At 50.5% G+C, this 20,575-nt stretch carries 20 protein-coding genes, 1 other RNA gene and 1 pseudogene; 9 read left to right on the forward strand and 13 right to left on the reverse strand.

Going from position 1 to position 20,575, the window contains the following annotated elements:
- Positions 1-109: 109 nt before the first annotated feature.
- From rseC to rpoE, 4 genes are read right to left on the reverse strand one after another with little or no spacing between them, the layout of a single operon-like run.
- On the reverse strand, positions 110-574 hold the full coding sequence (gene rseC / locus VRC33_RS17145) for a SoxR-reducing system protein RseC (RefSeq protein WP_338557543.1): 465 nt from the start codon (positions 572-574) through the stop codon (positions 110-112).
- Positions 571-1,527, reverse strand: coding sequence for a sigma-E factor regulatory protein RseB (rseB, locus tag VRC33_RS17150; protein ID WP_338557544.1), 957 nt, complete (start codon positions 1,525-1,527; stop codon positions 571-573). The genes rseC and rseB overlap by 4 nt, the downstream gene beginning before the upstream one ends.
- Positions 1,527-2,180, reverse strand: a complete 654-nt coding sequence (gene rseA / locus VRC33_RS17155; protein ID WP_338557546.1) for an anti-sigma-E factor RseA — start codon at positions 2,178-2,180, stop codon at positions 1,527-1,529. The genes rseB and rseA overlap by 1 nt, the downstream gene beginning before the upstream one ends.
- Positions 2,181-2,210: 30 nt before the next feature.
- Entirely contained in the window at positions 2,211-2,786 is a 576-nt protein-coding gene (rpoE, locus tag VRC33_RS17160) for an RNA polymerase sigma factor RpoE (RefSeq protein WP_338564326.1), read from the reverse strand.
- 463 nt (positions 2,787-3,249) lie between these two features.
- On the opposite strand from rpoE, the pseudogene nadB reads away from it, so the two are divergent.
- Positions 3,250-4,850 (forward strand): annotated as a pseudogene (gene nadB, locus VRC33_RS17165) (L-aspartate oxidase).
- Here nadB and VRC33_RS17170 read toward each other — a convergent pair.
- Positions 4,851-5,588, reverse strand: a complete 738-nt coding sequence (locus tag VRC33_RS17170) for a tRNA1(Val) (adenine(37)-N6)-methyltransferase (RefSeq protein ID WP_338557549.1) — start codon at positions 5,586-5,588, stop codon at positions 4,851-4,853.
- Positions 5,589-5,720: 132 nt separating this feature from the next.
- Here VRC33_RS17170 and srmB point away from each other — a divergent pair, with 132 nt between their 5' ends.
- On the forward strand, positions 5,721-7,049 hold the full coding sequence (gene srmB, locus VRC33_RS17175) for an ATP-dependent RNA helicase SrmB (protein ID WP_338557550.1): 1,329 nt from the start codon (positions 5,721-5,723) through the stop codon (positions 7,047-7,049).
- A gap of 244 nt (positions 7,050-7,293) precedes the next feature.
- Here the strand turns inward: srmB and grcA are convergent, their stop codons facing one another.
- Positions 7,294-7,677, reverse strand: a complete 384-nt coding sequence (gene grcA / locus VRC33_RS17180; protein WP_338557551.1) for an autonomous glycyl radical cofactor GrcA — start codon at positions 7,675-7,677, stop codon at positions 7,294-7,296.
- Positions 7,678-7,958: 281 nt separating this feature from the next.
- Between grcA and ung the strand changes: the two genes are divergently transcribed.
- Positions 7,959-8,639, forward strand: coding sequence for a uracil-DNA glycosylase (gene ung, locus VRC33_RS17185; RefSeq protein WP_338557552.1), 681 nt, complete (start codon positions 7,959-7,961; stop codon positions 8,637-8,639).
- Between the two features lie 46 nt (positions 8,640-8,685).
- On the opposite strand, the gene grpE is transcribed toward ung, so the two are convergent.
- Positions 8,686-9,267: a nucleotide exchange factor GrpE gene (gene grpE / locus VRC33_RS17190; protein WP_338557553.1), complete on the reverse strand. Its 582-nt coding sequence runs from the start codon at positions 9,265-9,267 to the stop codon at positions 8,686-8,688.
- Between the two features lie 124 nt (positions 9,268-9,391).
- Between grpE and nadK the strand changes: the two genes are divergently transcribed.
- The 3 genes from nadK (at position 9,392) to bamE (ending at position 12,524) form a co-directional block, all read left to right on the forward strand.
- The gene (gene nadK, locus VRC33_RS17195; protein ID WP_338557554.1) at positions 9,392-10,270 is read left to right on the forward strand and encodes an NAD(+) kinase; all 879 of its coding nucleotides are present in this window, start codon (positions 9,392-9,394) and stop codon (positions 10,268-10,270) included.
- 88 nt (positions 10,271-10,358) lie between these two features.
- Positions 10,359-12,020, forward strand: a complete 1,662-nt coding sequence (recN, locus tag VRC33_RS17200) for a DNA repair protein RecN (protein WP_338557555.1) — start codon at positions 10,359-10,361, stop codon at positions 12,018-12,020.
- 153 nt (positions 12,021-12,173) lie between these two features.
- The gene (gene bamE, locus VRC33_RS17205; protein ID WP_338557556.1) at positions 12,174-12,524 is read left to right on the forward strand and encodes an outer membrane protein assembly factor BamE; all 351 of its coding nucleotides are present in this window, start codon (positions 12,174-12,176) and stop codon (positions 12,522-12,524) included.
- 38 nt (positions 12,525-12,562) lie between these two features.
- Here the strand turns inward: bamE and VRC33_RS17210 are convergent, their stop codons facing one another.
- Both VRC33_RS17210 and VRC33_RS17215 read right to left on the reverse strand, forming a co-directional pair.
- Complete coding sequence (locus VRC33_RS17210; RefSeq protein WP_338557557.1) at positions 12,563-12,850, reverse strand: RnfH family protein; 288 nt, start codon at positions 12,848-12,850, stop codon at positions 12,563-12,565.
- Entirely contained in the window at positions 12,843-13,277 is a 435-nt protein-coding gene (locus tag VRC33_RS17215; RefSeq protein ID WP_338557558.1) for a type II toxin-antitoxin system RatA family toxin, read from the reverse strand. The genes VRC33_RS17210 and VRC33_RS17215 overlap by 8 nt, the downstream gene beginning before the upstream one ends.
- Before the next feature lie 158 nt (positions 13,278-13,435).
- Between VRC33_RS17215 and smpB the strand changes: the two genes are divergently transcribed.
- The 3 genes from smpB to VRC33_RS17230 all read left to right on the forward strand — a co-directional run bounded on the left by smpB (position 13,436) and on the right by VRC33_RS17230 (position 15,767).
- On the forward strand, positions 13,436-13,918 hold the full coding sequence (smpB, locus tag VRC33_RS17220; protein ID WP_338557559.1) for an SsrA-binding protein SmpB: 483 nt from the start codon (positions 13,436-13,438) through the stop codon (positions 13,916-13,918).
- Between the two features lie 49 nt (positions 13,919-13,967).
- Positions 13,968-14,331, forward strand: a transfer-messenger RNA (tmRNA) gene (gene ssrA / locus VRC33_RS17225).
- Between the two features lie 191 nt (positions 14,332-14,522).
- Positions 14,523-15,767: an integrase gene (locus VRC33_RS17230; RefSeq protein ID WP_338557560.1), complete on the forward strand. Its 1,245-nt coding sequence runs from the start codon at positions 14,523-14,525 to the stop codon at positions 15,765-15,767.
- Between the two features lie 101 nt (positions 15,768-15,868).
- Here the strand turns inward: VRC33_RS17230 and VRC33_RS17235 are convergent, their stop codons facing one another.
- From VRC33_RS17235 to VRC33_RS17250, 4 genes are all read right to left on the reverse strand, one after another.
- Positions 15,869-16,078: a hypothetical protein gene (locus tag VRC33_RS17235; protein WP_338557562.1), complete on the reverse strand. Its 210-nt coding sequence runs from the start codon at positions 16,076-16,078 to the stop codon at positions 15,869-15,871.
- 124 nt (positions 16,079-16,202) lie between these two features.
- Positions 16,203-17,306: a nuclease gene (locus tag VRC33_RS17240; RefSeq protein ID WP_338557564.1), complete on the reverse strand. Its 1,104-nt coding sequence runs from the start codon at positions 17,304-17,306 to the stop codon at positions 16,203-16,205.
- A gap of 10 nt (positions 17,307-17,316) precedes the next feature.
- Complete coding sequence (locus VRC33_RS17245; protein WP_338557566.1) at positions 17,317-19,077, reverse strand: restriction endonuclease subunit S; 1,761 nt, start codon at positions 19,075-19,077, stop codon at positions 17,317-17,319.
- Entirely contained in the window at positions 19,077-20,546 is a 1,470-nt protein-coding gene (locus VRC33_RS17250) for an N-6 DNA methylase (protein WP_338567388.1), read from the reverse strand. The genes VRC33_RS17245 and VRC33_RS17250 overlap by 1 nt, the downstream gene beginning before the upstream one ends.
- Positions 20,547-20,575: the final 29 nt, after the last annotated feature.

Genomic DNA, 20,575 nt, shown 5'->3' on the forward strand with positions numbered 1-20,575 from the left:
ATTTCGGTAAAAGGCCTTACCGGTTCAGGTAATAAAAAAGGCCGCTCAGCGGCCTCTCAGGATGGTTTTACGGTGTTCAGTAGCAGGTCTCAGCGACCTTCAGCGCCGATCAGGCGTCAGTTTCTACACGAAGAGCATCTGCCGGCAATCCAACGCTTAAGATAACGGGCTGGAAAGAAGCCGACTTACCCAGAAACGCCGAAATACCTTTCGCTACAATGAAGCCTCCAATGCCCCCCAGCAGCGCGCCGGATGCAGCCGCAAGATCGCTGTGGAACAGCATCTGAAACAGACCAGCCACGATAAACAGGCCCAGCAGCGGGGTCATATAGACCAGCAGTGCAGAACTCAGCAGGCTTTTCTCTGCAATACCCAGCTCAATACGCTGACCGGCTTCAAGCGGTTGTGCACTCGCCACTTTCATCACATGTGAATTTTTTGGCCCGAGCTTGTTGAGCATATGGCTGCCACAGCCCTTACGAGCAGAGCAACTACTGCAGGAAGTTTTCATTTCTGAATGCAGCGTTGCTACGCCGTTTTGCCATGAAACCACCGTGGCCCATTCTCTCATCATGGTGTCGATCCTAAATTGATCGCGTCTGCAATACGCTTGGCGGTTGAGGGAGGCAATTCGCCCACCACAGTAATTTCCGTATTATCACGTATTTCTGTCTGCACCGTACGACGCCCAGTGCGCATTAGCTGATGCACACTGTTTTTATCAGCCGCACTGACGTTGATGGAGAAGCTGAACAGGCCATCTGAGTAAAGTCTTGATTCGACCGGTTTGTTCAGCGAAGGGATTTGTCGGCGACTCTCAGTGACTTGTTTCATACCCGAAGGTAACCAACCCGCCTGCCACTTGAGGGCGGCTTTTCCGCTTTTGGGCACGGATAATGAAGGTGGCAAAGTCGCTTTTACCAGGCCCTGCATGATGTTACGCACCCCATCATCCACAGCAAAGCTGATCACTCTGTACTGCTCCAGCGTCTCGCCATCACGGTCCAGTAAATCGATCCTTAGCGGCAACTTCGTCTCGTTATCCAGCCAGACTATGTAGCTGTAACGCGTCCCGTCGCGGGCCACAATGCGGATAACTTCGCACATTTGGTCGGCAATACGGGTTCGCCCTACAGGCACAAAATCATAGTTTTCTGCCAGCTTGCCGAAGTCTGCATAAACCAGAGAAGGAAGAGAATCGACAATATGATCCCCGGCCAGAGTAAATGGCTCCAGACCCGGTTCAAAGTAACTGACTTCGCTCCCTCGCTGAATGATCTCACGGCGTGGGCCATCCATCTGCAACAGCTGGGCAAACACTTTGTTATCCAGCAGGGCATGACGATAGCGCAGGGACTCGATCCCCAGCCTTGAAACGTTGATATAGGCAAGTTCATAACTGAGGGACTGGCTGGCCTGCTCCATCTGTTGCAACAGCGCCCCGGAGGTGGTTGTTTCCGCCGGGGCGACACTGGAGTACATCAGGCTGCCAGCCATAAGGCTGACGGCGCACCAAAGTTGCTTCATTACTGCTGCTGAATTCCTAACGACTGATTGCCCGGAACCTGAACGGCTGCCTGCTGATCGGGAGCCTGTTCAAACTGGAGCTGATCGGAATGCAAACGACGCTGCAATTCATAATCCTGCAGCATGGCATTTACGCGACGACGGGAATCCTGCACCTGTTGAGTGGCGTTGGTTGTCGTTGTCGCATTTTCAGAAGGCACGCCAAGGCTCACTGGTGAAGCCTGGCCCATCATCGGTAATGTGTTAAAGACCGGCGAATCAGACTGGGTTTCGCCTGGTTGTGGTTGGTTGTAATGCTGTACACCGACAATCACTGCCAGCGACACACAGGCTGCAACACCAACCTGAGTAATCTGTGCCGCCCAGGGACGCACTTTTTGCCAGAATGGCATAGTTTCGTAGCGCTCTGGTTTTGGCTGTGCTTCAGGGATCAGCGGCGATGTATTGTAAACCGGCTCAAGTTTAATGGCGGCAGCAACGCGCGCGGCAATATCGAAATGCATAACCTGACCGACATCACCACGCAGGGTATCGCGGATCAGGTGATAGCTTTCCCAATCTTTTTGCAGCATAGCGTCTTCAGACAATGCGGACAAAACTTCATTATCTAAAGTCTCACCATCCATTAAAGCGGAAAGTTGTTCTTTCTGCATGCCTCAGTACCCTTCCTGTATGCGCTGTAACTAGCGCTGGATAAGCGGTTGAATTTTATTATCTATTGCTTCTCGTGCGCGGAAAATACGGGAACGAACTGTCCCCACCGGGCACTCCATGATGGCGGCTATCTCTTCATAGCTTAAACCATCCAGCTCCCTTAGCGTAATCGCCATACGGAGATCTTCCGGAAGCGTTTCTATGGTACGAAAAACGATTTGTTTCAGTTCTTCAGACAACATTAAGTTCTCAGGGTTCGAAATTTCTTTCAACGCACCGGCACTTTCGAAGTTTTCTGCGTCGATCGCATCCACATCGCTGGCTGGCGGACGACGCCCCTGAGCAACTAAGTAATTTTTGGCCGTATTGACGGCGATCCTGTAGAGCCAGGTATAAAAAGCACTGTCACCGCGGAAAGACTCCAGCGCGCGATAGGCTTTTATAAAAGACTCCTGCACTACGTCAGGGACATCTCCTGAAGGAACATAGCGTGAAACCAGACTCGCCACTTTGTGCTGATAGCGAACCACCAGCAAGTTAAACGCCTTCTGATCTCCCTTCTGTACTCGTTCAACGAGAACCTGATCCGTTAACTGCTCGCTCATCCGAGGTAATGTCTCCCCAAATCTGTTTCCACGCATATCTGAACTACCCGCAATAACTCCTGTTTGAGCAAGCATGCGCTTTGAGTGGTCATCATGAGTAAAGTTCCGTTGCGTCGTTATATTTGTGATGTCATGACGGAAAGGATAATCAGCGATCATTTTTATGATTTCTGACTGATTAAAGCAGCCACTGCCCCCTTTACTCTCAGGCCTGTTGGCAAAAGAGTCCCGTCAACGCCGCAGAGTAACGCATGAAGGCCGTTTTTACACCTTTAAATCGTGGGAATCCGGAGCTGTTCGCCATATTAAACCTTTTCAGATTTTATCTTCAGGGCTTGCCTTAAGCATCACCCCAGAAAACTCTGGCAGGTCACACTCTGTCTGTTAACGACCAAAATTGCTTTTTTTGTCATCAAATTGAGTGTTATGCTCAGCAAACAACCTGTTTAGTAAATTAAACACAATGACTTCATCCTCCGAGTACAGCTGTGACGTTCTGATTATCGGTAGCGGCGCTGCAGGATTGACCCTTGCTTTACGCCTGGCTGAAAAGCATCAGGTCACCGTATTAAGTAAGGGACCGGTTAGCGAAGGATCAACCTTCTACGCTCAGGGCGGGATTGCCGCCGTATTCGATGAGGCTGACAGCATTGAATCTCATGTAGAAGACACTCTGATTGCAGGCGGCGGGCTTTGCGATCGCGAGGCGGTTTCGTTTATCGCCAGTAATGCCCGGCATTGCGTACAGTGGCTTATTGATAATGGGATGTTGTTTGACAAAGAAAACCCGGAGGCTACTGAAGCGCGTTATCATTTGACGCGTGAAGGGGGCACAGCCACCGGAGGATCCTGCACAGCGCCGATGCCACAGGCCGCGCGGTTGAAACTACGCTGGTCAGCCAGGCATTAAGTCATCCAAATATCCGCATCATTGAACGCAGCAACGCCGTCGATTTGATTGTCTCTGATAAAATAGGGCTTCCTGGCGAACGACGTGTGGTTGGCGCTTATATCTGGAATCGCAAACGGGAAAAGGTGGAAACCTGCCGTGCACGCTCGGTGGTTCTGGCTACCGGTGGGGCAGCTAAAGTGTATCAGTACACGACCAATCCGGACGTGGCCTCTGGCGATGGGATCGCTATGGCCTGGCGTGCAGGCTGCCGGGTGGCCAACCTCGAGTTCAATCAGTTCCACCCGACCTGCCTTTTTCATCCTGATGCACGAAATTTCTTGCTGACTGAAGCCTTACGGGGTGAAGGCGCAATCCTCCGGCGTCCTGATGGCAGCCGTTTCATGCCCGATTTCGACGAGCGTGCTGAACTGGCTCCAAGAGATATAGTGGCTCGCGCCATCGATCACGAGATGAAACGTCTCGGGGCCGACTGCATGTATCTGGATATCAGCCACAAGCCGGCTGATTTTATCCACGCACATTTTCCCATGATTGATGAGAAATTGCAGACGCTGGGTTTTGATCTGACCAAAGAGGCGATCCCTGTCGTCCCGGCTGCCCACTACACCTGTGGCGGCGTGGTGGTTGACCGGCAGGGACGTACGGATATCCCCGGACTTTATGCCATCGGTGAAGTCAGCTATACCGGGCTGCATGGTGCCAATCGCCTGGCTTCTAACTCCCTGCTGGAGTGCCTGGTTTATGGCTGGTCGGCAGCAGAGGATATCCATCTTCATTTGCAGCAAGCCACCATGCCGGACACATTGCCGCAATGGGATGAAAGCCGGGTGGATGATTCAGACGAACGCGTGGTCATTCAGCATAACTGGCACGAACTGCGACTGCTGATGTGGGACTATGTGGGCATCGTCCGCACCACGAAACGGCTTGAACGGGCGCGGCGACGTATCACCATGCTTCAGCAGGAAATCGATGAGTATTATGCCAATTTCCGCATCTCTAATAACCTGCTTGAGCTGCGTAATCTGGTGCAGGTGGCCGAGTTGATTGTGCGCTGCGCCATGGAGAGAAAAGAGAGCCGCGGCCTGCATTTTACGCTCGACTATCCAGAGCAAATTGAGGATCCGCAACCGACCATTCTTAAGCCGTAGTTAGCGGAAAAGGTAAAATTCGCGGGTGAGGCTGCAATGCGCTTCAGAATAATTGTGATCTGGCCCACGGATGGTCATACGATCGACAAAGAGTTCGCCTGCTGTCGGCGAGAGTGCCAACAGAACACGATTAGGAGGACGCACCTCCGTATCGGAGATATCCGTGCGGTAATGCAGATGCCAGCCCCGCTGTAAGGCCAGCTCAATCAGTTTGTCCCCTGCCGCGGCAGGCAAGACCACGCAGAAGAAACCCTCTTCGGTGATCAACTCTTCCGCGCAGGCAAGCAGCACATCGTGAGTTAACCCAGAGGTATAGCGGGCGGAAGCACGCTCCGGGCTGGCACACTCCACGCCGGGGGTAAAATAGGGGGGATTGCTGACGATCAGAGAGTAACGCTGTTTTGCCTTTTCAGACCAGCGACAAATATCATCCTGCCAGATATGAATTCGGTCAGCCCAGGGGGAAGCGGCGGCATTTTCCTTCGCCTGGCCAGCAGCCTGCTCATCCAGTTCTACAGCATCGACCTGAACGTCCTGCCCGGTCCGCTGTGCGAGCATCAGCGCAATCAGCCCGCTTCCTGTGCCAATATCCAGCACCCGTTGTGCGCTGGCAACCGGCGCCCAGGCCCCCAGCAAAACGCCGTCGGTCCCCACCTTCATCGCACAGCGATCGTGAGCAATAAAAAACTGCTTAAAGGTGAATCCATTGGCACGCAGAACCGGTTTTTGTTGAGACATTTGACTGACCTGAAAGGGAAACGGCGCTAGCATAGGGCAATAAAGAGCTGAGGAAAAGTCATTCAGACCACACAAACAGATGAAGATCATGTTCAATCTGTCTATAATCAGCGCCCCAAACTGAGGTAGACCATGACTGTAACCACATTTTCCGAACTCGAACTAGATGAAAGCCTGCTGAAAGCCTTGCAGGAAAAGGGCTATACACGCCCTACGGCTATCCAGGCCGCTGCGATCCCGCCTGCACTGGAGGGTCGTGACGTTCTGGGTTCGGCACCAACCGGTACAGGCAAAACGGCGGCTTATCTGCTGCCCGTGCTTCAGCATTTGCTCGACTTTCCCCGTAAGAAATCCGGCCCGCCGCGTGTGCTTATCCTGACCCCGACCCGTGAACTGGCGATGCAGGTAGCTGACCAGGCACGTGAGCTGGCGAAATATACGCATCTGGATATCGCCACCATCACCGGCGGCGTGGCCTATATGAACCACGCGGAAGTCTTCAGCGAGAATCAGGACCTGGTGGTAGCCACTACCGGTCGCCTGCTGCAGTACATCAAAGAAGAGAACTTTGACTGCCGCGCGGTTGAATCGCTGATCCTTGATGAAGCTGACCGTATGCTGGATATGGGCTTTGCCCAGGATATCGAAACCATTGCGGCTGAAACACGCTGGCGCAATCAGACCTTACTGTTCTCCGCCACGCTGGAAGGCGATGCCATTAAAGACTTCTCTGAACGCCTGCTGAACGAGCCGGAAGAAATTGAAGCTGACCCGGCGCGTCGAGAGCGTAAAAAAATTCAGCAGTGGTACTACCGTGCTGATGATGTGAAACATAAAACTGCCCTGCTGATCCACATGCTGAAACAGCCTGAAGTAACCCGGTCAGTGGTATTTGTTCGCAAGCGCGAGCGTGTGCACGAGCTGTGTGGCTGGTTGCGTGAAGCCGGTATCAATACCAGCTATCTTGAAGGCGAGCTTGAGCAGTTCAAACGTAATGAAGCGATCAAACGCGTGGTTGAGGGCCGGGTAAACGTGCTGGTGGCTACCGACGTTGCCGCCCGTGGTATTGATATTGATGACGTCAGCCACGTGTTTAACTTCGACATGCCGCGGACTTCTGATACCTATCTGCACCGTATTGGCCGTACAGGCCGTGCAGGCAAAAAAGGCGTGGCGATCTCGCTGGTTGAAGCGCACGACAATGTGCTGCTGGGTAAAGTTACCCGTTACATCAAAGAGCCATTGAAATCGCGCACCATTGATGAGCTGCGCCCGACAACTCGTGCGCCCAGCGAGAAGCTGAGCGGCAAACCGTCGAAGAAAGTGCTGGCTAAACGCCAGGAGAAAAAAGAGAACGAGCAGAAAGAGAGTAAGCCACGCGCGAAAGAGCGTCATCGTGATACCAAAAATATTGGTAAACGACGCAAGGCGAGCGTGACCAAAACGGACGGTGCTGAATAATTGCACCGCACTACAAAAAACCGCCTGCATCAGGCGGTTTTTTTATGCCGATTCTTCAGAAAAGTTAGCCATCTGAAGCTGTTTCGGGTTGAAATACGGGTTTCCTGTAAAATCTAAATTAACCTTCACGCAACAAATTAATATTTCCTTTTACTTTCATCGCATTGAAGAGAGACAGCGAGTGATGCACTTTTCAACGCTCACTCGTTTATCTCAGGATTTACAGGGCAGTATTTCACTGCAATCACAGACTTTCAGTAAAGGTACGGGCAATAACATCGCGCTGCTGTTCTGGCGTCAAAGAGTTAAAACGCACAGCGTAGCCTGAAACCCTGATAGTCAACTGTGGATATTTTTCAGGATGTTCAACTGCATCCTGCAATGTCTCACGACGAAGGACATTAACGTTAAGATGCTGCCCCCCTTCAACCCGCACCTGGGGCTGCACTTCCAGTGGAATTTCGCGGTATTCAATCTGACCCAGAGCGCTTACCGGTACAATCTGATCTTCACTGTAACCTTCATGCGCACATACGCAGCGTGCTTCCGCTTTTTCGTCGTCTAACAGCCAGAATGAGTTCAGCAATCCGGCGTTAGCTGCTTTAGTAATTTGAATTCCGGTAATCATGGTGTTGCCTCCAGGCAGTACGGGCTGATATTCATCAGCGGAAAATAAGCTAAGACTCTTAAAACGTATCTGGCTGGTATAACAGCCCCGAGTCGCCCGTTCTTTGACCAGAATCAATAATCGTCTTTCGCCGGAAATACACCCCTGAGCAACTTTATGATTTAGCTCAATTTTAGCTCACCGTGATTTCATATCTTTTCGTCAAATATCAACAATATTTTAAGTTTTACCCACCACGGATCCGCGTTAAGCTACGTGACACAACTTTAAAGGAGGCGAATATGGTCAATGCATTGACCTGGCACGATGTGCTGGCAGAGGAAAAAGAGAAGCCCTATTTTATCGAAACGCTCACGAAAGTGGCTAACGAACGTGCGTCAGGCAAGACTGTGTATCCGCCTCAAAAAGATGTCTTCAATGCGTTCCGTCTGACAGAGCTGGGCGATGTAAAGGTCGTTATCCTTGGACAGGATCCCTACCACGGGCCCAATCAGGCTCATGGTCTGGCATTCTCTGTACTGCCCGGCGTAGCCGTGCCGCCTTCGCTGGTCAATATGTACAAAGAGCTGGTGACGGATATTCCGGGGTTTCAGCGTCCTGCTCATGGCTTCCTGGAAAGTTGGGCACGTCAGGGCGTTATGCTGCTGAACACGGTGTTAACTGTCACCGCAGGCAATGCCCACTCTCATGCAAAATTTGGCTGGGAAACTTTTACCGATCGGGTAATTGCGGCGATCAACGAGCATCGCGAAGGGGTGGTTTTCCTGCTCTGGGGCTCTCACGCGCAGAAGAAAGGCACTATTATTGACCGCAATCGCCACCATGTATTACAGGCACCCCACCCTTCCCCTCTTTCTGCCCATCGGGGATTTTTTGGTTGCAGCCATTTTTCACGCACCAATGAGTTGCTTGAAAAACAGGGCGACAGGCCGATTGACTGGCAGCCGGTATTGCCGGAATAAACGCATAAAAAAAGCACCCTGAGGTGCTTTTTTTATTACCTGACTGTCAGGCTTTGGCTTTCGCTACAGCAACCATCGCCGGACGAAGCAGACGGCCATTCAACGTATAACCACGCTGCATCACCATCATAACGTGGTTAGGCGCCACATCCTCAGATTCCATCATCGACATCGCCTGATGCAGTTCAGGATTGAAGGGCACGTTCACGTCGCCAATCACTTCCACGCCGAATTTACGCACGGCACCCAGCAGGGACTTCAGGGTCAACTCAATCCCTTCAACCATTGAGGTCAGCTCAGGATTGGATTTATCAGCCACTTCCAGTGCGCGCTCAAGGCTGTCAATCACTGGCAGCAGTTCATTGGTAAACTTTTCCAGCGCAAATTTATGCGCTTTTTCCACGTCCTGTTCTGCACGACGACGGATGTTTTCAATTTCTGCCTGAGCACGGATTTGCGCTTCACGTACGCCACCCTGAGACTGTGCCAGCTGGACTTCCAGCTCGGCAATACGCTCATCACGCGCATCCACTTCTTCAGCGGTATCTGCGTCCTGGGTTTGGGCCTGTTCCATCTCGATATCGTCTGAGACTTGCTCGTTTGGGGTGTTCTGCTCTTTACTACTCATGAATTTCTCCGCGTTTATGCACATTCATTTCGCTGGTTCGCTTATTATGGGGATCAGAATTGCGGTTTCAAGGGAACCCGTCACATTGTCTGAGGTAGTTTACCTCATGAGGAACGCCAGCATCATGAACAAACATTTCAACTGCATCGGTATTGTAGGCCATCCGCGCCATCCTACCGCGCTGACGACGCACGAGATGCTCTATCGCTGGCTGACGGCAAAAGGCTATGAGGTGATTATCGAGCAGCAGATTGCACGCGAGCTGAATCTCTCTGATGTCGAAACCGGGTCAATGTCCGAAATCGGACAGCGGGCCGATCTGGCGGTAGTGGTCGGCGGTGATGGCAACATGCTGGGTGCCGCCCGCGTCCTTGCCCGTTACGATATCAAAGTGATTGGGATAAACCGTGGTAACCTGGGCTTTCTGACCGATCTGGATCCGGATAACGCTCAGCAGCAATTAGCCGATGTGCTTGAAGGCAAATATATTACCGAAAGCCGTTTTTTGCTGGAGGCGCAGGTTTGCCGACAGGGTCGTGAACCCCGTATTGGAACGGCAATCAATGAAGTGGTGCTGCATCCGGGTAAAGTGGCCCATATGATTGAATTTGAAGTCTATATTGATGAGACGTTTGCCTTTTCCCAACGTTCAGACGGGCTGATCATTTCCACACCTACCGGATCAACAGCCTACTCACTCTCTGCGGGTGGCCCTATTCTCACGCCTTCGCTGGATGCTATTGCCATAGTGCCTATGTTCCCGCATACCCTCTCTGCCCGCCCTTTGGTGATCAACAGCAGCAGCACTATCCGCCTGCGTTTTTCCCATATGCGCGGCGATCTGGAAGTGAGTTGCGACAGCCAGATTGCACTACCTATTCAGGAGGGGGAGGATGTCCTGATCCGACGCAATGACGATCACCTCAATCTGATTCATCCGCAAAACTATAATTACTTCAATACATTGAGTTCAAAGCTCGCCTGGTCGAAAAAATTGTTTTAATTTCCAGCGCCAGCTACTTTACTGGTTATAAAACCAGTATATACTGTATGAAAAACCATATCTGTGTTTTCATACAGGAACGTTAATTATGCTGGCACAACTGACCATCAGTAACTTTGCGATTGTTCGTGAACTTGAAATCGATTTTCAACGCGGAATGACCGCCATCACCGGGGAAACCGGCGCGGGTAAATCCATTGCTATTGATGCGCTTGGCTTGTGCCTGGGCGGTCGTGCAGAAGCTGATATGATCCGACAGGGAGCTGCCCGCGCGGATATCTGCGCCCGCTTCTCCCTGAAAGACACCCCTTCTGCCCGAGCCTGGCTGGAGACTAATCAGCTCGATGAAGGCAATGAGTGCCTGCTGCGTCGCGTTATCAGCAGCGACGGTCGCTCACGCGGCTTTATCAATGGTACTGCCGTGCCTTTGTCCCAGTTACGGGATCTCGGTCAGTTGCTGATTCAAATCCACGGTCAGCATGCCCATCAACTCCTGCTTAAGTCAGACCATCAGAAATCCCTGCTTGATGGCTATGCAGGTGAAACGGGACTGATGCAGGAGATGGCTACTCACTATCGTGCATGGCATCAAAGCTGCCGCGTGCTGGCACATCATCAACAGCTTTCTCAGGAGCGTGAAGCGCGCCGTGAGCTGCTGCAGTATCAACTTAAAGAGCTCAACGAATTTGCTCCTGTAACGGGCGAATATGAAGCGATTGATGAAGAGTACAAACGTCTGGCTAACAGCGGTCAGCTGCTCTCTACCAGTCAGCAGGCGTTGATGCTGCTGGCGGATGGTGAAGACACTACGCTGCAAAATCAGCTCTATACCGCGCAACAGCTCCTCACTGAACTGCTGACCATGGATGATAAACTTACCGGCATCTACAAATTGCTGGAAGAAGCCTCTATTCAGATCAGCGAAGCCAGTGATGAACTCCGTCACTACTGTGAGCGTCTGGATCTTGATCCTAACCGCCTGTATGAACTGGAACAGCGTTTATCCCGCCAGATTGCGCTGGCCCGTAAACACCATATTTCTCCTGAAGAACTGCCGGTATTTCATCAACAACTGCTTGAAGAGCAAAGGTTGCTGGACCAGCAGGAGAGCGATCAGGATGAGCTGGCCCTGACCGTTTCCCGCCACCACCGCGCTGCAATGACCACGGCGGAACAGCTTCACCAGCGCCGTGTACATTTTGCTGAAGAGCTGAGCCACCTTATTGGTGAGAGCATGCACGCACTTTCGATGCCGCATGGCCGCCTGGGTATTGAAGTACAGTTCAATGGCGACCACCTGACAGCTGAAGGGGCGGATCGCATCGATTTCCGTGTCACTACTAACCCTGGTCAGCCCCTGCAACCGCTCTCAAAAGTGGCCTCTGGTGGTGAACTTTCGCGTATCGCGCTGGCCATTCAGGTGATTACCGCCCGTAAAATGGATACGCCGGCGCTGATTTTCGATGAGGTTGATGTCGGTATCAGCGGACCAACAGCTGCTGTAGTAGGCAAGATGCTGCGTCAGTTAGGGGAATCCACACAGGTTATGTGTGTGACTCACCTGCCGCAGGTGGCAGGTTGTGGTAATCATCACTTCTACGTCAGTAAAGAGACCGATGGCGAAATGACTGAAACGCATATGCAGCCACTGGATAAACGTGCGCGCCTGCAGGAGCTGGCCCGTCTGCTGGGCGGTAGTGAAGTAACCCGCAATACGCTGGCCAACGCAAAGGAGCTATTAGCTGCCTGATTGCCGCACTTTTTTGGCCTGCTGTGGTCATATCCTTGCTTCGTAGAGGTTTCAAACTGCGGAAAGGTTTATTATCATCGTCTTCTTACGCTGTAATCGTCGCAAGTGTTCGATGCAGCCAGATTGTTGGCCCGAAAAGGAATAAAGATACTTATGCGCTGTAAAACGCTGACTGCTGCTGCGGTGGTTCTCTTGATGACGACCGCTGGATGTTCCACTCTGGAGCGAGTGGTTTACCGGCCGGATATCAACCAGGGTAACTATCTGGTTGCGAATGACGTTTCTAAAATTCACACCGGCATGACGCAACAGCAGGTGGCTTACACTCTGGGCACGCCAATGATGCGCGACCCGTTTGGCAGTAACGTCTGGTATTACGTGTTCCGTCAGGAGCCAGGCCATGAGCCGGTGACCCAGCAGACGCTGACGCTGACCTTTGACAGCAACGGCACACTGACCAATATTGATAACAAACCGAATCTGACCAGCAAGAAAAGCGATTAATTTCAGGTTTGTTCTGCATCCTAAGGCGCTGAGGCGCCTTATTTTTTTGCTGCCCGTTCAGCACGCTGACGACGAAGCTCTTTGGGATCGGCCAGCAAAGGACGGTAAATCTCAATCCTGTCACCGCTATGTACCTCATCACCCAACTTAACCGGGCGACTGAAAACGCCAACTTTATTGCTGGCGAGATCGATATCACTTCTTATTTCCAAAATGCCGGATGCCTTAATCGCCTCTTCCACAGTACAGCCCTCTGCCACACTGACGGTATAGAGATACTGTTTTTCCGGTAGCGCATAGACCACTTCAACAGCGATATCAGGCACTGTAGACCTCTTTCGCACGTTTGGTAAATGCCTGAACCATACTGCTTGCCAGCTCTTTGAAGATACGACCAAAAGCCAGTTCCACCAGCATATTGGTGAATTCAAAATCCAGATTCAGTTCAACCTTACAGGCATCATCACCGAGCGGGATAAACTGCCAGCCACCGGTAAGCTTACGGAACGGACCATCGACCAGTTGCATATGAATGCTCTGATTGTCAGTCAGCGTATTACGCGTGACGAACGTTTTGCTGATCCCAGCTTTGGAGACATCGACCGAAGCGGTCATCTGTTGTTCAGTGGCATCCAAAATACGGCTGCCGGTACACCCTGGAAGAAATTCCGGATAGGCATCCACATCGTTTACCAACCGGAACATCTGCTCAGCACTGTAGGGCACCAGCGCAGAGCGGCTAATCTGGGACATAACGTTTCCTGTTAATCTTCAACTTTCCAATAATAACATCGCAGGCAGGCAAACAAAAATTCTCAGCCGCGAGCCTTCTGCTAAAATAGCGCTTTTCCCCGTCTCGTTTGTTACAGGGGATGCCTTCAATCACTGCTTCATGTAAACTAAGTGGCACTATGACTAAGAAAAAAGCACATAAACCCGGTTCCGCTACCATTGCCATGAACAAACGGGCCCGCCATGAATACTCCATTGAAGAGGAATTCGAAGCGGGACTGTCGCTCCAGGGATGGGAAGTCAAAGCTCTCCGTGCAGGTAAAGCCAACATCAGCGAAAGCTATATTATGCTGCGCGATGGTGAAGCTTTCCTGTTTGGTGCCACCTTCCAGCCGCTGATCGGTGCTTCTACGCATGTAGTCTGTGATCCCACCCGTACTCGCAAGCTTTTACTCAAAGAGCGTGAGCTGTCGACCCTGTTTGGTAAAGCTAACCGTGATGGTTACACCATCGTGGCGCTTTCCATGTACTGGAAAAATGCCTGGGCTAAACTGAAAATTGGCGTAGCTAAAGGTAAGAGAGAGCACGACAAGCGCGATGACATTAAAGATCGTGAATGGAAGACCGACAAAGCACGTATTATGAAACACGCTAATCGCTAAGCCTCTGGCGCAGCGACGGGTTTTTCTGATATACTGCTGAACAGTACTTGGGGCTGATTCTGGATTCGACAGGATTTGCGAAGCCCTAGGAGCATGCCGAGGGGCGGTTTGCCTCGTTAAAAGCCGCAAAAAAATAGTTGCAAACGACGAAAACTACGCTTTAGCAGCTTAATAACCTGCTCAGAGCCCTCTCTCCCTAGCCTCCGCTCTTAGGACGGGGATCAAGAGAGGTCAAACACAAAAGAGATCGTGTGGATGTCCTGCCTGGGGCTGAAGCATTAAATCCAATCAGGCTAGTTGGTTAGTGGCGTGTCCGTTCGCAGCTAACCGGCGAATGTAAAGACTGGACTAAGCATGTAGTGCCGACGGTGTAGTAATTCTGGACGCGGGTTCAACTCCCGCCAGCTCCACCAAATTCTTGGTTGATGGTTACCAGAGCCATCCAACGAAGTCCTAGAAGCCCGCATGGCGCAAGCCCTGCGGGCTTTTTTGTATCCTCTCGAGTCTGAAGTCACCTAATTAAATCCAATCCTTTTGGGCCCATTGATAGGCCCAATGAAAACTATTATGGCTTTCGTTGGGCCTACAAGAGAGGAGACTGATCATGGCAAGACAAACCAAGCCGTTGACCGATACGGAAATCAAAGCAGCAAAATCCAAAGACGCAGATTACCTTCTCTATGACGGAGATGGCCTCTCACTGCTAATCAAATCGAGCGGCAGTAAACTCTGGCAATTTCGCTACTATCGCCCTTTTACCAAACAACGTACTAAGCAGAGTTTTGGAGCCTACCCCTCGGTCACGCTTTCTGACGCACGGAAACTGAGAGCAGAATCGCGTGTGTTACTTGCAAAGCAGATCGATCCTCTTGAACATCAGAAAGAGCAGCTCCGGTCTTCACAAGAAGCCAAAACCAATACTTTCAAATTGATTGCCGAACGTTGGTGGAACGTGAAGAAAACCAGCGTGACTGAAAATTATGCTGAAGATATCTGGCGATCTTTGGAGAGAGACGTTTTTCCTGTTATTGGTGAAATCTGCATTACCGACATCAAAGCTCATACTCTGGTCAAAGCCATACAGCCGGTTCAAGCGAGAGGGGCCCTGGAAACGGTCAGGCGCTTATGCCAGCGCATCAATGAGGTGATGGTATACGCCCAAAATACCGGGCTCATTGACGCCGTTCCGAGCGTTAATATCGGTAAAGCCTTTGAAAAGCCTCAAAAGAAGAATATGCCAAGTATTCGTCCTGACCAATTGCCCCAGCTAATGCAGACAATGCGCACGGCTAACATTGGACTTTCAACACGCTGCCTGTTCATGTGGCAGTTACTCACCATAACGCGTCCTGCCGAGGCCTCAGAAGCCCGCTGGGATGAAATTAACCTCGACACCAAAGAATGGAAAATCCCTGCTGCAAGAATGAAGATGAACAGGGAACATATCGTCCCCTTATCAGATGAGGCTTTAGCCATTCTGGAGATGATGAAGTCTCTGAACGGTGCTAGGGAGTATGTATTCCCAAGTCGCATCAAACCAACTCAGTCAATGAACAGCCAAACGGTGAATGCGGCGCTTAAACGTGCCGGATTAGGCGGGGTACTGGTCTCGCATGGTCTGCGGTCTATTGCCAGCACAGCACTTAATGAACAAGGTTTTTCACCGGATGTCATAGAGGCCGCGCTAGCTCATGTGGACAAAAATGAGGTACGCCGCGCCTATAACCGCAGTGACTACCTGGAGCAACGCCGTCCCATGATGCAATGGTGGGCTGATTTTATAAGTGCGGCTGATAGCGGAAGTATAATTGAAGGTGGTATTAAAGGATTACGGCTCGTTGGAACTTAATAATTACCACCTTCACTCATATTTTTATCAAAGGTGTGAAGGTGGTAATTTGAACGCGGCTAAAAATAAAATTATTGAGGCAAAAACGTTGCGGCGTGACTCTAGCTAACTTTTTCGTAGGGTAAATTTAACATTGGAATCGTTTTTTCTAATGCCTGTTCAGCAGTTCTGATATCATTTTCAGGGTTGATCTGATAGGCACTTTCTAGTTTTACAAGCGTTGTACATTTAGGCATCTGGTCATGAATAAGCGCCCGTTCATGAGTCAGCTCTTCATTGAGCAACCCCCGTGCTTTATGTTCAAGCCTCACCGCTACCACTGTGAATGACTGTAATCGACTGGCGCGATAGTCCCTTGCGCGTCTCGATACAATTCATTCAGTAATCATAAATATGCTAAAAGGCCATGCCAGGCCTTTTAGCTATAACGGGATCTTACAGTTCCGTATCCCAGTTTTTGAAATGACGCATCAATTTTTCAACCGTATGTCGCCATTTTGGCGTAGTAGGTTTGCAGACGGTGTTTTGGTTACCGAAGAATCCAACCTCATTCACAGCTTCATGTTCGCTGCGGGTTTCAAGCCATTTCACCGGGACGAAATACTCTGACTTATCGGGATCATCCGCGTTCTGACGATACAGTTCGCCATGCTTAAGCACGTCCAACGCGAGTTTTTCGCCGTCTTCAGTGTTAAGCGTAAAACTGCTGGCAGGCTCAACGGCGCTCTGCACAATGCCGACGCCGACATAACCCGTTGCCGGGATTTTTACCCAAACACGATCACCCGGCTGAAGCTGTTTTAAGGTCTGGCTGTACCAGCTTCCACCGCCTGCGTTGATGAAACCATAGCGGCGGGCCTCTTCCCAGTTCCGGCTGTTTGGATCACCAAAAGAGACATAGAACTCCCCGTTCCAGGGTTCCTTGGTTTTGGCACTTGCCCCTGCGGTGGCTTGTACGGCGTTGGTTTGCGTTTCGCTTGGGTCAATAAGCCAGGCACGGCTTAAGAACTGTTCTTCACCGTGCTGAAATACTTTAAAGAACAGAACGTTGATCGAAATACCATTCTTACTCAGATAGTCCACGATGCGTTCCGTTGAAGGATCAAGTTCAGCTGCCACAATGATGATTTGATGCGACTGGTTGATGGACTCTTCTTCCAGCTCGGTATTGAAACGTTGCTTAAACGCGTCACCCAGATTGCCGCCGCCGGAGAATTTTTCATAAATCTGTGACAGGCGTTCTGCGGTTAAATCATCCACCCACGAAGCGTAATCCAGTGCCTGCGCCACCACTTCGCGCGGTGTGCGGTCGCGTTTAAGCTCAATCAGAATCAGCGAGGCATCCGGCGCAATCGCCAGCAGGTCGATACGCCCTTTATCGAGTGTATTTTCCTGATGACCAATAATCATCCACTGGTCAGAGAGGATGGTAGGATCATTTAAGATCATCCTCTCGAGCAACTGCTCACTGACCAGTTTGCTGATGGTCAATGGCTGAGGGTTGTCCCCCACCCGCCAGATAGCATGATGAACCGGCATCGTCTGTTCCTTAGTTTAATGCTGCGTCTGTGAGGGCGTCCGCCAAGTGAAGTTGGGTTTGCTGGGCTGATTGCAGGCGGGATTTGAGTTGTTCGCAGAGGGCGAAAAGGTTTTTAACTTTTGAAACGATCTGCATTTGTTCGTATAAAGGAGGAACTGGAATGTTCAGATTTTCTACATCACCGACCCTAAGATGCTTAACTGTTAATCCTACGGCTGTTTCCGCCGCACGAGCCAGCAAATGTGGTTCCGTAAGTGCAAGAAGGATGTACTCATTGCTTATAAACTCATTCATCACCCGAATAAGCATTGTCCTCTGACCTAAACACCATTTAGCATCCTCAGGAATAATTAACGCTTCTCCCATTGGTGCCTCACGGGTAAAAATTATATCTCCCTGTTGCGGAGGACATCTTTTTGACCAAAATTCATATGTCTTTTGATCCACAAATTTCAAATCTGATGAAATGAACGCTCGATCACGAATATTAGTTGTCCTGATAATTGGAATCCCATGTTCCTGATACGGAGCTGTTTTATTGTGACAATCCACCAGCACTTCGGAAAGATCGATTAAATGTGCAACATCCCAAGATTCAGGAATTTTGAAGGGTTCTTTAGTGTTTGGTAGCTTACCTAATTTTCGAAGCATGGTTTCAGCCTCTTTATCTTTAGATTTTAATTCCTCGAGTTTTGACTGTCGTGATAAACGTAATCGTGACAGAAGAATATTAGCGGGCTCATCGTTCGGATCTTGCGGCACCAGTTTACCCATCACCGCCAGTTGCAGAATAGTTTGCTTAAGCGCGTCGATACTGGCTTCGGTGGTAAACAGCGTGTCGAAATACTGGCTGATTCGTGCCCAGTTTTCGGCGAGATCTTCGGCATTTTGGCTGGCGGTCAGCGTGGACAGTAGCGTTTCAACCAATTGAGAATGCGCTTCCAGACTGGTCAGGGATTGCTGTTCAAGTTGATCGCAGAGGGACATGAGTTCGCCAACCTTATTTACAATGAGATCTTGCTCACCAGAAGGTGGTATAGCAATTAGACCTGTGAAAAATTGTTTATCATTAATTGCTGGATAAGCAATACCGGTTTGGCAACCTTCTACATATTTTATAAACGTTGGAGAGCGAAGATAATAATAAATGTAGTTTGAAAACATCCCAGAAAACGGATTAATAATAGCAAATGCAGTGCTGGCAATGGGCTCTGGGGAAAATTCTTGCTCAATTATTGCAATGTTTAATAAATACGGTCTTACAGTTGAGTAGATAACCGTCCCTTTTTTTACAATTTTTTTTGCTCGCGAAGGTGCATCTTTTGCGAAAATGGTTTCAGGTTCTTGAATGATCCCTAATTCTTTATTAATTGATCCAACATCAATGTAGGTAAATTCACAATCGGGTGTTTTTTGGCCCCAATCGTGGCCTATTTCAGAAATTCTTGCCCACTCCCACCCCTGCGGCAATTCGAACGGCTTCTCATCCTCGCTAATTTCCGGCAAAGGCTTCTGCTTTTTAATTTTCCCCTGCTTCACCAGCTCCGCTTTTTCAGCCGCAATACGTTTCAGCAATTCAGAAGCCGGTTCATCATTCGGATCCTGCCGTACCAGTTTGCCGCGCACAGCCAGTTCGAGGATCAGCTCGCGCAGCTTTTTAATGCCGTACAGCTCAATCTTGCCAGAAGTTCCGCGCCCGGCAGTGGAGCGGGTACGCAGGGCAGACGTCCAGGTATCGATATGATGGGTGATCAGTTGTTCGACAGCCATCAGTTCGCTCCTTTACCGGCCAGCGCAGCGCCGAGGATGTCGCGCAGCTGGTTGCGCAATACGCTGATTTCTGTTTGTTGCTGCTGATACTGACTTAGCAGTTCATCCGGATCATGGCTGATGGTTTCGCCCTGATACGGGTTTTTAATGTCGAGGTTGAAGTTGCGGGTAATGATCTCGTCGATGCCCACTTTCCAGGCCTGATGGCTTTCTTCGCGGCTGGCAAAACCATCGGCTTCATCGCCCCACCAGTCGATTTCTGTCTGGAATTCTTCAAATTTCATCGGGCGGGTTTTGTTGTAGTTCTTCACTCCTGCCGGATACGGATGTTCGTAGAACCAGATGTCTTTGGTCGGCTGGCCTTTGGTGAAGAACAGAATATTGGTTTTAATGCCGGTGTACGGGCTAAACACGCCGTTCGGCAGGCGCACGATGGTGTGCAAGTTACACTCTTCGGTCAGCATCTTTTTGATTTTGGTTTTTACACCTTCACCAAATAAGGTGCCGTCAGGCAGTACCACGGCGGCGCGACCTTTATCAGCCAGCACTTCGACGATCAGTTGCAGGAACAGATCGGCAGTCTCGCGGGTCTGCATTTCGGCCGGGAAATTCTTCTCGATGCCGTCTTCTTCGGTGCCACCAAACGGCGGGTTGGTAACAATCACGTCTAGCTGCTCATCCCATGAGGAGAGCGGCTTACTCAGCGTGTTGTCGTGGCGGATTTGCACCGGCACTTCTATACCGTGCAGCAACATGTTGGTGGTACACAACAGATGTGGAAGCTGCTTTTTTTCGACGCCGAAAATCTGCTTTTGTAGTATCTGATGGTCTTCGGTGGTTTTGACGTAATGCTCTTTGACGTGGTCAAAGGCACAGGCCAGAAAACCGCCGGTGCCGCAGGCCGGGTCCATAATCGATTCGCCCAGTTTCGGGTCGATGCGGTTGACCATAAAACGCGTTACGGCGCGCGGGGTATAGAACTCACCGGCGTTACCGGCGCTTTGTAAATCACGCAGGATTTGTTCGTAGATATCCCCAAACAGGTGGCGTTCATTGCTGTTGCTAAAATCAATTTCATTCAGTTTATTGATCACCTGACGCAGCAACGTACCGTTTTTCATGTAGTTGTAGGCATCACTGAAGGCCTGCTTCACCACAAAACCGCGCGGATTAATATCGAGCGGCGCAGTCAGGTTTTTCAGTGCCGGGAACAGATCGTCGTTAACAAACTCCATCAACGCATCGCCGGTGATCCCTTCATTATTGGCCGCCCAGGTGCGCCACAGATAACGCTGTGGGATCGGCAGACGGTAATCATCCTGCTCCAGTTCCAGCTCTTCTTCCTGGGTATCGAAAATCTTCAGGAACAGCAGCCATGAAAGCTGACCAAGACGTTGAGCATCACCATCGACACCGGCGTCTTTACGCATGATGTCCTGCAGGGATTTAATGACGGAGCTAATAGACATAGTGGTTTCCATACTTCAAAAAATGATGC

Origin of the sequence: Erwinia sp. E_sp_B01_1 (assembly GCF_036865545.1) — a bacterium.
Lineage (GTDB): Bacteria > Pseudomonadota > Gammaproteobacteria > Enterobacterales > Enterobacteriaceae > Erwinia.